This is a genomic window from Roseibium sp. (genome assembly GCF_039982295.1).
Lineage (GTDB): Bacteria > Pseudomonadota > Alphaproteobacteria > Rhizobiales > Stappiaceae > Roseibium.
This window is the reverse complement of record NZ_JBDWYP010000064.1, coordinates 34,965-49,570: the sequence shown is the minus strand read 5'-3', so window position 1 is coordinate 49,570 and position 14,606 is coordinate 34,965. Positions and strand designations below refer to the sequence as shown.

Here is a 14,606-nt window from a genome sequence, read left to right as displayed (position 1 = left end):
GCATGTCAGTTGCATTAGATGGCTTTGATCTGAAATTGCTGCGCGTTCTTCAGGATAATGCTGCCCTGACCAATCAGGAGATCGGCGAGCGAATTGGCCTATCCGCCAGCCAGGTGTCGCGCCGTCGTCAAAGGCTGGAACAAGGGGGAGTCATCCGTCGGTATCGGGCAACGCTTGATCCCGACGCAATTGGTCTTGGCGTCACGGCTTATGTCGGGGTCACGCTCGGTGCGCATAGCCGGGAAAACGCCCGAAGGTTCCGAGAAATGGTGACCGCAATGCCTGAGGTTCAGGAGGCGCATACCCTGACCGGCGATGTCGACTACATGCTGAAAGTGGTTGTGAAAGACCTGAAGGCGCTCAGCCGGGTGATCAACGACGAATTGCTGCCCCATGACGCGGTGCAGAATGTCCGCTCCTCCATCGCCATGGAGACACTGAAGGACGACAATTTCCTGCCTCTTTCGTGAAGAATTGGCAAAAAACCTTGCGCGAGCGGGCAAGGCGCCCCAAATCGAAGTGGAATTGAAATGATCGGCCTGATTGCCGGATGCAGGAGAAATGAGAATGTTTGATGCCAAGTCTTTGCTGGACCAGTTCCTCGGTGGAGCGGGCGGAGCCGCGACCGGTGGATCCGACCGCAGGTCCGGCAATGGCTCATCAGGCGATCTGATGTCCCAAGGCAAGGACTTTCTGTCCTCCCAGGGAGGCGGTCTGGCGCTCGGCAGCCTCGCCGGCCTGATGCTGGGCACGAAATCCGGCCGTAAGATTGGCAAGGGCGCGGTCAAATATGGCGGTCTGGCGCTGGTGGCGGGCCTCGCCTACAAGGCCTACCAAGGCTATCAGGCCAACCAGCAGGGCGCGCCACGGCCGCAGTACCCAGACACCGGCTCCGTGCCGCTGGACGCGCCGCGCGGCACAGCTTTTGATCCTGCCGGGGCGCAGGGCGGCGAAAACGCTTTTGCAATCAGCTTGTTGACCGCGATGATTTCTGCCGCCAAGGCCGATGGCCATATCGATGCGGACGAGCAGGACCGGATTTTTTCCAAGATCGATGAGGCTGGTCTCGACAGTGAAGCCAAGGCCTTCCTGATGGATGAGCTCCGCGCGCCGCTGGATCTCGACAAGGTCGTGGCCAGCGCCGACACGCCGGAACATGCTGCGGAAATCTACGCGGCATCACGGCTTGCGATCGATCCGGACCATGGTGCGGAAAAGGCCTATCTCCAGATGCTGGCCGCGCGTCTTGACCTTGATCCGGCCCTGGTTGACGAAATCGAGATGGCCGTTCGCGAAGCGGAAGAAGGCTAACCGGCCTTGGTGGCTGTGACGTAGAGCCAGTCGGTTGGAAGGCCGTCATAGCCGCCGCCCTTTCCGGACTCAATCACGATGCTTTGCCATGGCAAGGTCTCATAGAGTTCCTTCAGCCTCCGGGCTGAGGGATAATTATAGTACCTGCCGAACCGGTCGCGACCGTCCTCTTCGCCAGCCTTGAAACTTGCAAAGAATTGGCCACCGCCACGCAGCGCTGCAAAGACGTGCGCGAGAACACTGGCCAAGCTCGTGCGCGGAACGTGGAGCAGGCAGGCATTGGCCCAAATGCCATCATATGCTGCCTGATCGTCCAGATCCTCAAACAGAAGCTGCTGGACCGGGATGCCCAATCGGGCTTGCGCGGCTTTGGCGATCTCAGGTGAGCCGTCGGTCGGTTGCACGGAATATCCCTGCGAGATCATGAATTCGCTGTCCTGCCCGGCCCCACACCCGAGTTCGAGAATGCGCGCGTTGTCGGGCAAAGCGGATAGGAAGGTAAGCAACCTCTGTCGATTTTCCACCTTTTCGCGTGAAGTGTAGGCTTCTGCCTCCCTGGCATAAAAATCCAGCGTTTGATCGTCGTGACTCATACCTGGTCGGGCTCGCAAATCGGGTCGTATTCCTTGAGCGATTCCTTGAAATATAGCGAACCAACTTCAAGGAGTTTTAAAGTGTTTCAAATCCATCCGCTTCCGTCCACTGACTTCGCTTTTCTCTCCGCACTGTCAGAGGAAGAGCTCGCTGCACGACACATCAAGACCTATGTCGCTGACGCAAAACCGGGGTTTCCCTGCCGTGTCAGCCTTGAAGATGCGGAGATCGGTGAAACGGTCTTCCTGCTTCACTTCGAACATCAGCCCAATGACACGCCTTATCGGGCAAGCCACGCGATTTTCGTCAAGGCAGACGCCGTTTCGCGCCATCCGGCCGTGAATACGATCCCTGAGAGCATCGCCAGTCGCCTGCTGTCGGTGCGCGCATTCGATGCAGAGCACGCCATCGTTGACGCAGAAGTCATTGAGGGCCGTGACGTCGAAGGGATCATCGCGAGGATGTTCGACAATCCGTCAGTCGACTATCTTCAATTGCATTATGCCCGCAGGGGCTGTTTTGCCGCCGAAGTCAGGCGGGACTAGATCCGCTTGCTGTCTTGTCCTGCTGATGCCACGCGATCAGCAAGATCATCCCCATCGCAATGAGATAGGGGAAGTAGAACCGCGTCTCGTAGTGCGGAAATACCAGATATTTGGCGCAGATTGATGTGAAGATCGCATAGAGCAGTATCCTTGCACGATCTGCCATCTGCGCCGGCCTGATGACCCTTGTGAAGAAGATGACGAGCGCCAGCAAGGCGGCGAGCCAAGTGTTGTTCATTAGCGACCGCACGGTGGAACGAACCAGCATCTGCAGATAGATCAAGGGTGACATGGGTGGATCGAAACCTTCGAGCGTCGGCACATATTCGACATGTGTGAACCAGAGATGGATCCACCAGCCCGGATGACTCTCGTCCTTCAGGACGAAGGTATAGGCCAGGGCCGCAAGGACAAAGGTTGCGGTCATGATCCATCGACCGGGACCATAGATCTGCGCAAAGACAAAGAAGACGCCGATAAAGGCGAGATGGTCAGGCCTGATGAAAAGTGCCGCGATCAGGCTGGCAGCTGCGGCAAGGTCTTGTCGCTCGATATAAAGAAAACCGGCCAGCAGCAGAAAGACCGAGGCATAAAGGTCGGGTGACAGCAGCGCGGCCGACCCGCCAAAATCGGCGATGATCAGCATGGCGACCACGATCGGGCCGTACATCAATGCCCCATGCCGCGCGAGCCAGACCAGAAGGACCCCGGCGACGGCGACGGCGGAAAGCATCGAGATCATTCTGAGGGATTTGACCGGATCCATGAAGCCAGACAGAACGCGTGCGGTTTCAACATAGCCAAGTTTCAACCGGTAAAAGCCGAGCATGGTCGCGAAGGCGTCCGGATCTTCATACTGTCGGATACGATAGTCGCGATCCCCGGTCAGAGCCTGAAACTCGCCGTCTGAAACATTTTCCTTCAACAGGGCATAGGAGCGGTCGTGCAGTTCGGCTGGATCGGAAATGTCGCTTTCCAGAACGCTTGCCGTATAGGCGACCATATCCCAGTTGGACACTGGGTAGATCTGGACGACTGCCGCCACCATGAGCGCGAAAACCGCGAGCACCAAAGCGCCGATCACATGCCGGAGCGGACGATAAAGTCTGCAGGTCCCGCGATAGATCGTGAGAAAACAGGTTTCCAGAAGTCTGGCGGCAGGGTTCACGGGTCGCTCCGGCTAAATTCGACGTCTACGTGCACGCTCTCGCATCTCTGTAATTTTTACGTAAACCTTGCAAAAATGCACAGCAAAGAGCGGCATTTACGGGTTGATTGTGCGTCAAGTAAAGTTCCAATGTGCGTGACTTCCGCTTGCCCTTTGTCACCCAACGTGGCTCCATCACGTTGGGAGAAAATGTCGAACGGGAGGTGGCATGCAGGATCTTGGCACATGGGACTATGTAATTGTTGGAGCGGGCTCTGCCGGCTGCGTCCTGGCCAACCGCCTTTCCGAAGACCCTAACGTCACTGTCCTGCTTCTCGAAGCGGGCAAGAACGACAACTACATCTGGGTCCATATTCCCGTCGGCTATCTCTACTGCATGGGCAACCCGCGCACGGACTGGGGTTTCCACACAGCCAAGGATCCTGGCTTGAACGGCCGGTCGCTGATGTATCCGCGCGGCAAGGTCATCGGTGGCTGCTCGTCAATCAACGGCATGATCTACATGCGTGGTCAGGCACAGGACTATGACCAGTGGCGCCAGTTCGGCCTGAGCGGTTGGGGCTGGGACGATGTCCTGCCCTATTTCCGCAAATCCGAGGACCATTACGCACTGAATGACGACATGCATGGCCAGGGTGGTCCGGTCAGGGTCGAAGAACAGCGGTTATCCTGGGACGTGTTGGATGCATTCCGCGATGCTTGTGACGAAGTCGGTATTCCCAAGATCTCTGATTTCAACAAGGGCGACAATTTCGGCGCCTCCTATTTTCAGGTCACACAGAAATCCGGTGTCCGCTGGAGCGTCGCGAAGGGGTTCCTGAAACCTGCCATGAGCCGACCGAATCTGCGCGTGATATCCCAGGCGCACGCAAGTCGTCTCCTGGTTGAGGACGGTAATGTCACGGGACTGGAGCTGACGGTCAAAGGTGCACCGGCAAAGGTTTCGACCAACGGCGAAGTGATCTTGTCGGCAGGTGCGGTCGGCTCCCCGCAGCTGCTGGAGCTGTCCGGTATCGGCAATCCGCAAGTCCTGCAGGATGCTGGTGTCGAAACCGTTCATGCCTTGCCCGCGATCGGTGAAAACCTGCAGGATCACCTACAGTTGCGCACGATCTACAAGATCAAGGACGCTGTCACATTGAACCAGATGGCTGGCAGCTGGTTCGGAAAGGCCAAGATCGGTCTGGAATACATGCTGAAGCGGACCGGTCCCATGTCCATGGCCCCGAGCCAGCTGGGCGTTTTCGCCAAGACCGACCCTTCTTTCGAGACCGCGAACGTTGAATATCATGTCCAACCGCTGTCGCTGGACAAGTTCGGAAAACCCTTGCACGACTTCCCAGCGGTGACTGCCAGTGTCTGCAATCTTCGTCCCGCAAGCCGCGGCCACATCCACATTACGTCGCCAGACCGTGACAAACAGCCAGAGATACAGCCGAACTATCTCTCGACCGAGACAGACCGAAAAGTCGCTGCCGATTCGATCAAGTTGACGCGCAAGATCATGACCGCACCATCGCTCGCCAAACATGCGCCTGAAGAGTATTTGCCCGGTGCGCAATACGAGACTGACGAAGATCTTGCAAAGGCGGCAGGCGACATTGGCACGACGATCTTCCACCCTGTCGGTACTTGCAGGATGGGCGCAGACCCGGACTCAGTTGTTGATGAGCGTTTGCGAGTGCGGGGCATCAACGGCCTGCGCGTCATTGATGCATCGGTTATGCCCAGGATCACCTCGGGCAACACCAATGCGCCGACGATCATGATCGCGGAAAAGGGCGCCGAGATGATAAGGGAAGATCGTCGAGCTGGTCATTGAGCCACGCGTTTGGCCTCATGCGTTTCGGCTCATTCGAAGCGCTGACCCGATCGGTGCCTGGTTGACTTGAAACCCGATTGTCCGACGCCTACGATCAACCGCAAAATCGATTGCGACGGTTCTTCCATGTCCTTGATGAGTAAAATCGCCGGCTTGTTTGTGGTCGGTCAGATGCTGTGCAGCCAGATGATATGCGACCAGGCGCAGGCGGCAGAAAAAATAACGGTCTTCGCGGCGGCGAGCCTGACCGAAGCCCTGACGGAAATTGGTCAGGAATTTGAAGCTGTGACCGGCACAGAGGTCGTCTTTTCGTTTGCAGGCACTGGCACACTGGCGCGCCAGGTCGAGGCAGGTGCTCCGGCGGATGTCTTTGTGTCAGCCGACGAAGCCTGGATGGACTATGTACGCGCCAGAGGCGCAGTCGAACCGGATACAATTCGCGCGGTGGCGGCCAACAATCTTGTGCTCGTTGGCGCTGAAGATGCGGAGCCGCTCCGACTGAACTCCGACGAGATCAGCGAACGACTGGTGGGCAACCGTCTCGCAATGGCAGATCCCGAGACCGTTCCGGCCGGCCGATATGGAAGGGCCGCGCTTGAGGCAACCGGCCTCTGGCAAGGTGTCTCCAGCACTCTCGCGCCCATGGACAATGTGCGGGTTGCGCTTGCTTCTGTCGCGCGCGGTGACACGGCATTGGGCCTTGTCTATGGCTCGGATGCCCTGGTCGAGCCGAGAGTGAAGGTCCTTGCTGTATTTCCTGAAGAATCTCACCCGAAGATCCGCTATCCTGCAGCCGAGACGGTGGGGGCTTCTGAAGCAGCAGCTGTCTTCATGGCGTTTTTGCTTGGCGCTGAAGCACAGGATGTTTTCCGGCGTTCAGGATTTGCACAAGTGAAATAGGACACGGCACCGGGTACCCGGTGAGAGACAGGGTAGAATTTGGCGTTTCTTCAGCTCCAGCCCCAGGAATGGCAGGCCCTGGCCCTGACATTGAAGGTCGCTCTGGTTGCTTTGGCTTTCGCGCTGCCGCTCGCAATCTTTGCTGCCTATGGCCTTGCCAGATGGCGATTTCCCGGCCACGGCATCGTCAACGCCCTCATACACATGCCTCTGGTTCTGCCTCCGGTGGTCACCGGCTATATCCTGCTGATTCTCTTTGGGCGCAGCGGCGCAGTCGGCCGCTTTCTCTGGGACACATTCGGCATTAGCTTTGCCTTCAACTGGACGGGAGCAGCTGTCGCCGCTGGAGTGATGGCCTTTCCGTTGATGGTTCGGCCGATCCGCCTTGCGTTTGAGGCGGTTGACCCGAAGTTGGAAGAAGCGGCCTCTTCTCTTGGAGCACACCGCCTTGTGACGTTTCTGGTTGTCACTTTGCCAATGACGTTTCCCGGCATCCTTGGCGGAGCAATCCTCGGCTTTGCAAAGGCGATGGGGGAATTTGGGGCGACGATCACCTTCGTTTCCAACATTCCCGGCGAAACCAGAACCCTCTCCCTGGCGCTCTATACTGCGACCCAGTCGCCGTCCGGTGACTTGGCGGCTTTCCGCCTGACCCTCATTGCGGCGATTGTCGCTTTTGGCGCTCTGATTGCGTCTGAAGTCTGGGCCCGCAGACTGCGCAAACGGATTGGGGGCGTTGATGATTGACGTCGATATCAGGGGGCATGTTGGCACCTTTCAGGTGAAGGCGACATTTGTCGGGTCTTCCGGGGTGACTTCACTCTTTGGCCAGTCGGGTGCGGGCAAGTCGACGATCACCAACATGATTGCCGGATTGCTGCGCCCGGATCACGGGCGGATCGCTGTCAATGGTGAAGTGCTTTTCGACAGCCGGAAGGGCATAGATCTGTCGGTGCGAAGGCGCCGGGTGGGACATGTGTTTCAGGATGCGCGTCTGTTTCCGCATCTGTCGGTCAAAGCCAATCTGACCTTTGCGCGATGGGCGGGAGGGAGAACGGACGCCCGGCCTGTTCCTGAAGTGGTTGAGCTGCTCGGAATTGGGAACCTTCTGGATCGGAGACCAGGCAATCTTTCTGGTGGGGAGCGCCAGCGGGTGGCCATTGGGCGAGCGCTTCTGTCCGGACCGCGTCTTCTGCTCATGGACGAGCCTCTGGCGTCCCTCGATCAGGGCCGGAAGGCCGATATCCTGCCCTATCTGGACCGGCTGCGAACTGAAGCAGGTATTCCGATCCTCTACGTTAGTCATGCCATGGAAGAGGTCGCGCGTCTCTCCCAGACGCTGGTGATCGTCTCTAAAGGCAAAACGATCGCGCATGGGCCGGTGGCGGATGTTTTGTCGCGAGTTGACCTCGGACGTGCAACGGGCCGTCATGAGGCGAGTGCGCTGCTTGAGGGAAGGGTGGTGCGCATCGAACAGGAGTGGGGCCTCAGCCACGTTGAGATCGGCGAGGGGCAGTCTGTTCAGGTCCCAGGCCTCGATGCAGCTCTCGGTGAGGCCATTCGGTTGCGGATTCGCGCGCGTGATGTGGCTGTTGCCTTGCAGAAGCCGGAGGGTATCAGCATTCGAAATGCCATTGTCGGCGAGGTCAAATCGATATCCGATGAAGCAGGACCCTATACAGAGGTCCTGTGTTCTGCTGGCAGCCAGAATGTGCGTGCGCGCTTGACGCGGGCGTCTGTCGCGCAATTGGGGTTGCAGCCAGGAAAGCAGATCTATCTTCTGATCAAGAGTGTCGCCATCGATCGCCGCCAGAGCGCACCGGCACCTGGCCTGACGAACGATGATGCCGCATCGGTTCAAACGCTGGTATAATGCCACCATGAAGACGGTGACCCGACGCAGGCAGGCACGCAAGGCCAAGTTCCTCAGCATTTCTGCAATGCTCATTGTGAGTGTTGCCGTAATCTGGGTCACCGGAGTGATCAGCCTTGGTTTTTTCGTCAGCGACGTGAAAACCCGCTCGGAAGCAAGCCTGAAAGTTCAAGCCGCCGTTCTTGAAGGTCTGCTCGACAAATTTCGCCTGATGTCGCCTCTGTTGGCCCGAAGTCCGGATGCGTCCGGGATCGTTTCTGGCCAGGACGGGAGCGCGGGCCGCCGTATGGCCGCCATATCCGCCGGCATGGCGGGCGCAGAGGAAGTCTGGTTCTTGTCCGCGGATGGATCTCCGATTGCTTCAAGCAACGCATCGAGCAAATCCATCGCCGCAGGAGGCCGCCGGGCAATTCCTGATGCATTTGACCAGGCCATGCAGGGCCAGCTCGGACGCGAGTTCATAGAAGGATCCGCTTCTCGTCCGGCAAGCTACGTCTTCGCATCTCCGGTGCGCCTCGAAGGTCAAACGGTCGGGGTGCTTGCGGTCATGGTGAGCCTTGCGGTCGTGGAACAGGCCTGGGCGCTCAGCAAGGATCCGATCATCGCGATCGATAGCGACGGGCAGATCCTCGTGAGCAATGTCGCAAGCTGGCGCGGCCTGAGTGTTTCCGAGGTTGAAACGGATGCAGATCTGAGATTGGTGATCGAGGACGGCAGTCCATCGAACTTTGTCCAGTTGGCGAACCGGCGCCCTCGCAGCAGCCGGCTTGAGTTGGGCAAGCCGCTTACCGTGCTCGGATGGAACGTCGTGATCTTTGCAGATACGACCGAGGCGCGGCGGCAGTCTGCGCGGGCCATGGTGATCGCGCTTCTTCTGTGCGTCATCGTTGGAGGCGTTTTGTGGGCGATGTTGAATCGGCGCGAGGAGCAGGTGCGCCGATCTCGGCGAAACCAGGCAGCGTCCTTGCGCCTTGAACGACGGGTGCGAAGCCGGACCACAGAGTTGCGGAGAGCGAATGCACAGCTTGAGCAAGAGGTTCGTGATCGGCAACAGGCCGAGTCGGATCTTCGCCAAGCGCAGGCGGAGCTGGTCCAGGCTGCCAAGCTTGCGACCCTTGGCAAGATGTCGGCAGCACTGAGCCATGAATACAATCAACCCTTGGCAGCGATAAAGTCAGACGCAGAGATTGCCGAGATGCTGATCGCGCGCGGCACCCCTGGCAAGGCGGCCGCCAATCTCGGACGCATCGGCGGAATGGTCGACCGGATGGCCGAAATCGCCAGAACCTTGAAGGGTTTCTCGCGTCGTGCCGGAACCGATATCAAGCCGGTTTCCCTGCGCCAGGTGATCGACGAGGCGCTTCTGCTTTTGATGCCGCAGATCAAGCAGAACGGTGTCGAGCTCAAGACTTCCTTGCCGCAAGACGATATCATCGTACGAGGTGGCAAGATCCGTCTTGAGCAAGTGGTGATGAACCTCGTTTCCAACGCGCTCGATGCCGTCAGGTCGGCCTCCGAGCCGCGCATTGAACTCACTCTGGAACGGACCGGCTCGCATGCCGTCATTACCGTCTCTGACAATGGCGGCGGTATCGATGCTGAGGTTCTGCCGCAGATTTTCGACCCGTTTTTCACGACGAAGGATGTCGGCTTGGGGCTGGGCCTTGGGCTCTCGATCGCCTACAAGATCGTTCACGATTTCTCCGGAACTCTTGCTGCCGAAAACGATGAGGCAGGCGGAGCCCGGTTTGTCATGCGTATTCCAATGCAGGATGCGCAAACCCTGGCGGCGGAATAAACGACGATGGATCAGGCCTGCGTTCTGCTGGTGGATGACGAGGAAGACCTGCGGGCATCACTGTCGCAAGGTCTGGAACTTTCCGGCCACAAGGTTGTTGCCACGGGTGATCCCGAAGCAGCGCTGGAGCTGGTCACTCGCGGCTTCTACGGCATCCTGGTGACCGACATCAGGATGCGCGGAACCGATGGCTTTGCCGTCATGCGCAAGGCGTTTGAGATCGATCCGGCCTTGCCGGTCGTCCTGATCACCGGTCATGGCGATGTACCATTGGCCGTGGAGGCCATGCGCGCGGGCGCCTACGACTTCATGGAGAAGCCCTTTTCTGTTTCGAGCCTCGCTTCAGTGGCCGAGCGGGGCATTGAAAAGCGCCGGCTTGTGCTTGAGAACCGCAAATTGCGCGAGGAGCTTGCTGACCGCGATGGCCTGGAGAGCCGTCTCGTCGGGCGCGCAGCGGCCATGGACAAGCTCCGTCGGGATGTTCTGGCGCTCGCTGCGACCGATGCTGATATTCTGATTGTCGGTGAAACGGGCGCGGGCAAGGAAGTGGTTGCCCGGGCTCTTCACGATGAGGGGCCGCGCCACAACAGGCCTTTTGTCGCGCTCAACTGCGGTGCGCTTCCTGCTGAGATCATTGAGTCTGAACTCTTCGGCCATGAAAAAGGTGCCTTTACCGGCGCCAGCGGGCAGCGTATCGGCAAGCTGGAGCACGCCCACGGCGGCACGGTATTTCTTGATGAGATCGAATCCATGCCGCTCGAGTTGCAGGTCAAGCTGCTACGAGTGATCGAAACCAGAACCATTGAACGCCTGGGCTCCAACAAGTCGATCGAGCTTGATGTTCGTTTTATCGCGGCTACCAAGGAGGATCTGGAGGAAGCTGGCAAGCAAGGCCGGTTCCGCCTGGATCTGTTCTATCGTCTCAACGTCGTGTCAATCGCAATTCCTCCTCTGAGAGAGCGGTTGGAGGACATTCCCTTGCTATTCCAGCACCTTGCGGTGGAAGCGAGGGCGCGCTATCGGCGGGAAATCCCCGATATTTCCGAGGGTTATCTGGCCAAGCTGATGGCGCGTGACTGGCCGGGAAATGTGCGCGAGCTGCGCAATGTGGCGGACCGTTTTGTATTGGGTTTGGAAAGCTCAGCAGAGGCGGAGACAGAAGCTGCATCAAACCTGTTTGATCAGGTCGCCGCTTATGAAAAGACCTTGATAGCAGCGGAACTGAAGCGCAACGACGGATCGATCAAGGCGACTTACGAGAACCTGGGTCTGTCTCGAAAAGCGCTATACGAGAAGATGAAGAAATACGGCCTTGAGCGCAAGGACGCCCAATGAATGCCAGTTATGGCTCAGCGTCTTGAACCCGAAACAGGCCTCTCAAAAAACAGAGGCCTGTTCGGAAATAGTGATCCTAGCTGTAAAAAATCAGCCTATTGAGTTTGTTTTGTGCGTCCACATAGATGCCGGCCAAATGATCCTGATCATTTAGTTTTGAAATGACGGTTGCATGCATCTCGGCGGTCATGGGAAACCACGCGTAGTAGTTCGGATCGTTGCTCTCGCGAAAGAAAAGTGTCGAGGGTGAGCCGTCGGCAAAGTCGCAAATTGCTGTGACTTTTCCAACCTTGCTGGTCAGTCCGTCTACTTCGAGCTTGCTGACAAGATCTTTAGGCATTTCAGTCATTTCCAAATTCTCCCGATTTGAAGCAGGGCAGGAGTGCGTGCCTCAAAATTGTTGAAATAAAAAATGCAATCTGAGGTTAAGGAGTTGGGGAGGTGATTTAGACTATAAATATGCAAATTGAATTTATACAATTAATGGTAGATTTAAGCGCGGCTGAAAATTGACCGCATGTCACAGCAGCGGCAGCTGTCTCGTCGACCAGATATCGAACCAATTTCGATCCATTGACGAGGTGACACAAATGACAATCGAAACAGCTCACATAGACCATCACAAGCAGATCCCGCAGGTGCTTCAGGCTCTGGGAAATGTCTCGGCATCGTTTGCACAAAACGGGCTTGATCCGAAACTTCAGCATTTGGTGGATTTACGCGTTTCGCAGATCAATCAATGCGCTTTTTGCGTCAAGATGCACATCAGGGAAGCCCGGAACGCCGGAGAGAGTTCTGAACGTCTGGAGCGTCTGATCGTCTGGCGTCACGTGGATGATTTCAACGCGGGGGAAAAGGCGGCTCTTGCATGGGCAGAAGCTTTGACTGTTGTGGACCCTGACCGGGACTTTGGGCCCTTGCGTGCGGCACTTCGTGCTTGTTTTGAGGAAGAGCAGATCAGTCTGCTGACATCGGCGGTTGCCATGATAAACCTTTGGAACCGTATTCGGATATCGAACTACTGACATGAATGATCGCATCAAACTCGATCAATTTGAAATGGCCAGGCCCCGATTGTTGGGGCTGGCCTATCGCTTGCTCGGCTCCTGGGCGGATGCGGAAGATACTGTTCAGGATACTTTTTTGAAGTGGCAGAGCGTTGAGGTGTCGGACATTCGAAATCCCGACGCCTGGCTGACCACGGCCTGCACCAACAGATGCCTTGATATCTTGAAATCTGCTGGCCGCAAGCGGGTGGACTATGTTGGCCCCTGGTTGCCGGAACCGCTTCAGACCGAAACCGTTGCCGGACCGGAAGAAAGCCATGAGTTGGCAGCGTCCCTGACGACAGCTTTTCTTCTCTTGCTGGAGCGGCTTAGTCCGAAAGAACGCGCATCTTATCTCCTGCGGGAGGTCTTCGGGCATTCCTATGCCGAAGTTTCGGCGACCCTGGACCTGTCAGAAACGGCTTGTCGGCAGCTGGTGTCGCGTGCCCGACGCACCGTGGGCAAGGACACCACGCGCTATGTGCCGAGTCAGGAGCGTCAGGAAGCCTTGTTGGCAGCCTTCCAGGAGGCGGTGTCGACGGGGTCAATGGCGTCTCTCAGCACGCTCTTGTCCGAGGACATCGAGTTGCACACTGACGGCGGCGGTAAGGTTCGGGCTGCATTGCGCGTTCTCTTTGGCCGGGAGACAATCGAGAAGTTTCTGCTTCATGTGCTGTGTAAGACGTGGCCCGGATATGAGCTCGAAAGAGCTGAGATCAACGGGCGGCAGGGTTTGATTGCCTCTGAAAACGGCGAGATAGTTGCGGTTCTGAGCGCAGATTTTGCAAACGATGGCATGGCGCGCCAGATCTTCATCACCCGCAACCCGGAAAAGCTGCAAACCCTGCGGCTGCGCGCGCACCATGAAATTTCCAACGGTGGCTTGAGCATCAACCGACTTTGATTGGAGAAGAGTCACGTGAAGCCACTATGTGTCGATTTCGACACATTAATACTTTCTTTGCGTGTCGATTTCGACCCAAATTTGACGCAGGAACGGTGCGGCGCTGAAAAAGGATGGCGAATTTCCGGCGGAATGTGGGCTTTTTGCCTGATTGGCATGGGCGTTGCTAACAATGCGCCAGCGTGAAAACCGCGCTGCCGGATGCGTCCGTGTCCGGAGTGTCAGTAAAATGTCTGGGAGGACATTTCATGAAAAAGTTCGTTCTGGCTGCCGCCGCAGCAGCCTCTTTTGCGTTCACAGGCGTTGCGCAGGCTGCCGATGAGTGCGCCGATGGCGAAATCGTCATCAAGTTCAGCCATGTTGTGTCCGCTCAGGGCCACCCCAAGGGTGAAATGGCTTCTGCACTCGCAGACCGCATCAACAACGAGATGGACGGCACTGCCTGCATGCAGGTTTTCCCGTCGTCACAGCTGTTCGACGACAACAAGGTGATGGAAGCTCTGCTTCTGGGAGATGTGCAGCTGGCTGCTCCGTCCCTGTCGAAGTTTGAATCCTATACGCTCAAGTATCGTATTTTCGATCTGCCGTTCCTGTTCTCGAACATGGACGCAGTGACCACTTTCACCAAGGGTGACAAGGGTCAGGAGCTTCTTGGCGCGATGTCCGAATACGGCTTCGTTGGCCTGGGTTACGTCTTCAACGGCCTGAAGCAGTTCTCTGCAAACAAGCCGCTCAACGTTCCGGCCGACGCTGCAGGCCTCAAGTTCCGCGTTCAGACATCTGACGTGGCTGTTGCCATGATCGAAGCGATGGGTGCAAACGCCCAGAAGCTGGCGTTCAAGGAAGTCTATGGCGCGCTTCAAACCGGTGTTGTCGATGGTCAGGAAAACACCTGGTCGAACATCTACACCAAGAAGTTCTTCGAAGTGCAGGACGGCACGACCGAAACCAACCACCAGCTCCTCACCTATCTTGCTGTGACGTCGCAAGAATGGCTCGACAGCCTGGAGCCAGCTGTACGTGACCAGTTCCTGAAAATCTTCACCGAGGTCAGCGACGAGTACAACGAGCGCGCTGCTTCGATCAACGAAGACAACAAGAAGCAGATCATGGATGCCGGTGGTGTTGTTCGCAACCTGACACCTGAACAGCGCAACGAATGGGTCGAAACCATGAAGCCGGTTTGGGACCAGTTCCGCGACGACATCGGTCAGGACGTGATCGACGCAGCTGTTGCGTCCAACAAGGCAAGCTAAGCCTTAAGGATCGACCTTATGCCGAAGGGCCCGGATCTCCGGGCCCTTCGTTGC

The 14,606-nt window shown here is 57.4% G+C and carries 15 protein-coding genes; 12 read left to right on the top strand and 3 right to left on the bottom strand.

The window, feature by feature from the left end; all coding sequences use genetic code 11:
- Positions 1-2: 2 nt before the first annotated feature.
- Both ABJZ52_RS13125 and ABJZ52_RS13120 read left to right on the top strand, forming a co-directional pair.
- On the top strand, positions 3-470 hold the full coding sequence (locus ABJZ52_RS13125) for an Lrp/AsnC family transcriptional regulator (protein WP_348190200.1): 468 nt from the start codon (positions 3-5) through the stop codon (positions 468-470).
- Positions 471-567: 97 nt separating this feature from the next.
- Positions 568-1,311: a tellurite resistance TerB family protein gene (locus tag ABJZ52_RS13120; RefSeq protein WP_348190199.1), complete on the top strand. Its 744-nt coding sequence runs from the start codon at positions 568-570 to the stop codon at positions 1,309-1,311.
- On the opposite strand, the gene ABJZ52_RS13115 is transcribed toward ABJZ52_RS13120, so the two are convergent.
- Positions 1,308-1,904, bottom strand: a complete 597-nt coding sequence (locus ABJZ52_RS13115; RefSeq protein WP_348190197.1) for a class I SAM-dependent methyltransferase — start codon at positions 1,902-1,904, stop codon at positions 1,308-1,310. The two genes, ABJZ52_RS13120 and ABJZ52_RS13115, sit on opposite strands and share 4 nt — an antisense overlap.
- 81 nt (positions 1,905-1,985) lie before the next feature.
- Here ABJZ52_RS13115 and ABJZ52_RS13110 point away from each other — a divergent pair, with 81 nt between their 5' ends.
- A complete protein-coding gene (locus ABJZ52_RS13110) occupies positions 1,986-2,450 on the top strand; it encodes a DUF1203 domain-containing protein (RefSeq protein WP_348190195.1) in 465 nt (154 codons plus the stop codon).
- Here the strand turns inward: ABJZ52_RS13110 and ABJZ52_RS13105 are convergent.
- The gene (locus ABJZ52_RS13105) at positions 2,437-3,618 is read right to left on the bottom strand and encodes a hypothetical protein (protein ID WP_348190193.1); all 1,182 of its coding nucleotides are present in this window, start codon (positions 3,616-3,618) and stop codon (positions 2,437-2,439) included. The genes ABJZ52_RS13110 and ABJZ52_RS13105 overlap by 14 nt on opposite strands.
- Before the next feature lie 208 nt (positions 3,619-3,826).
- On the opposite strand from ABJZ52_RS13105, the gene ABJZ52_RS13100 reads away from it, so the two are divergent.
- The 6 genes from ABJZ52_RS13100 (at position 3,827) to ABJZ52_RS13075 (ending at position 11,346) form a co-directional block, all read left to right on the top strand.
- Positions 3,827-5,440, top strand: a complete 1,614-nt coding sequence (locus ABJZ52_RS13100; RefSeq protein ID WP_348190192.1) for a GMC family oxidoreductase N-terminal domain-containing protein — start codon at positions 3,827-3,829, stop codon at positions 5,438-5,440.
- A gap of 126 nt (positions 5,441-5,566) precedes the next feature.
- On the top strand, positions 5,567-6,340 hold the full coding sequence (gene modA / locus ABJZ52_RS13095) for a molybdate ABC transporter substrate-binding protein (RefSeq protein WP_348190190.1): 774 nt from the start codon (positions 5,567-5,569) through the stop codon (positions 6,338-6,340).
- A 39-nt stretch (positions 6,341-6,379) separates the two neighbouring features.
- Positions 6,380-7,087 (top strand): molybdate ABC transporter permease subunit, encoded by a 708-nt coding sequence (modB, locus tag ABJZ52_RS13090; protein ID WP_348190188.1) that lies wholly within the window; start codon positions 6,380-6,382, stop codon positions 7,085-7,087.
- A complete protein-coding gene (modC, locus tag ABJZ52_RS13085) occupies positions 7,080-8,213 on the top strand; it encodes a molybdenum ABC transporter ATP-binding protein (RefSeq protein WP_348190187.1) in 1,134 nt (377 codons plus the stop codon). Before modB ends, modC begins: the two co-directional genes overlap by 8 nt.
- 7 nt (positions 8,214-8,220) lie before the next feature.
- On the top strand, positions 8,221-10,011 hold the full coding sequence (locus tag ABJZ52_RS13080) for an ATP-binding protein (protein ID WP_348190186.1): 1,791 nt from the start codon (positions 8,221-8,223) through the stop codon (positions 10,009-10,011).
- Positions 10,012-10,017: 6 nt separating this feature from the next.
- Positions 10,018-11,346 carry a sigma-54 dependent transcriptional regulator gene (locus ABJZ52_RS13075; RefSeq protein WP_348190185.1) on the top strand — a complete coding sequence of 443 codons (1,329 nt, stop codon included), beginning with the start codon at positions 10,018-10,020 and terminating at the stop codon, positions 11,344-11,346.
- 76 nt (positions 11,347-11,422) lie between these two features.
- Here ABJZ52_RS13075 and ABJZ52_RS13070 read toward each other — a convergent pair whose 3' ends face one another.
- Positions 11,423-11,695, bottom strand: coding sequence for a hypothetical protein (locus tag ABJZ52_RS13070; RefSeq protein ID WP_348190183.1), 273 nt, complete (start codon positions 11,693-11,695; stop codon positions 11,423-11,425).
- 241 nt (positions 11,696-11,936) lie between these two features.
- On the opposite strand from ABJZ52_RS13070, the gene ABJZ52_RS13065 reads away from it, so the two are divergent.
- The 3 genes from ABJZ52_RS13065 (at position 11,937) to ABJZ52_RS13055 (ending at position 14,552) form a co-directional block, all read left to right on the top strand.
- Positions 11,937-12,371, top strand: coding sequence for a carboxymuconolactone decarboxylase family protein (locus ABJZ52_RS13065; RefSeq protein ID WP_348190181.1), 435 nt, complete (start codon positions 11,937-11,939; stop codon positions 12,369-12,371).
- Position 12,372: 1 nt separating this feature from the next.
- A complete protein-coding gene (gene sigJ, locus ABJZ52_RS13060) occupies positions 12,373-13,296 on the top strand; it encodes an RNA polymerase sigma factor SigJ (RefSeq protein ID WP_348190179.1) in 924 nt (307 codons plus the stop codon).
- A 248-nt stretch (positions 13,297-13,544) separates the two neighbouring features.
- Complete coding sequence (locus ABJZ52_RS13055; protein ID WP_348190177.1) at positions 13,545-14,552, top strand: DctP family TRAP transporter solute-binding subunit; 1,008 nt, start codon at positions 13,545-13,547, stop codon at positions 14,550-14,552.
- Positions 14,553-14,606 lie beyond the last annotated feature (54 nt).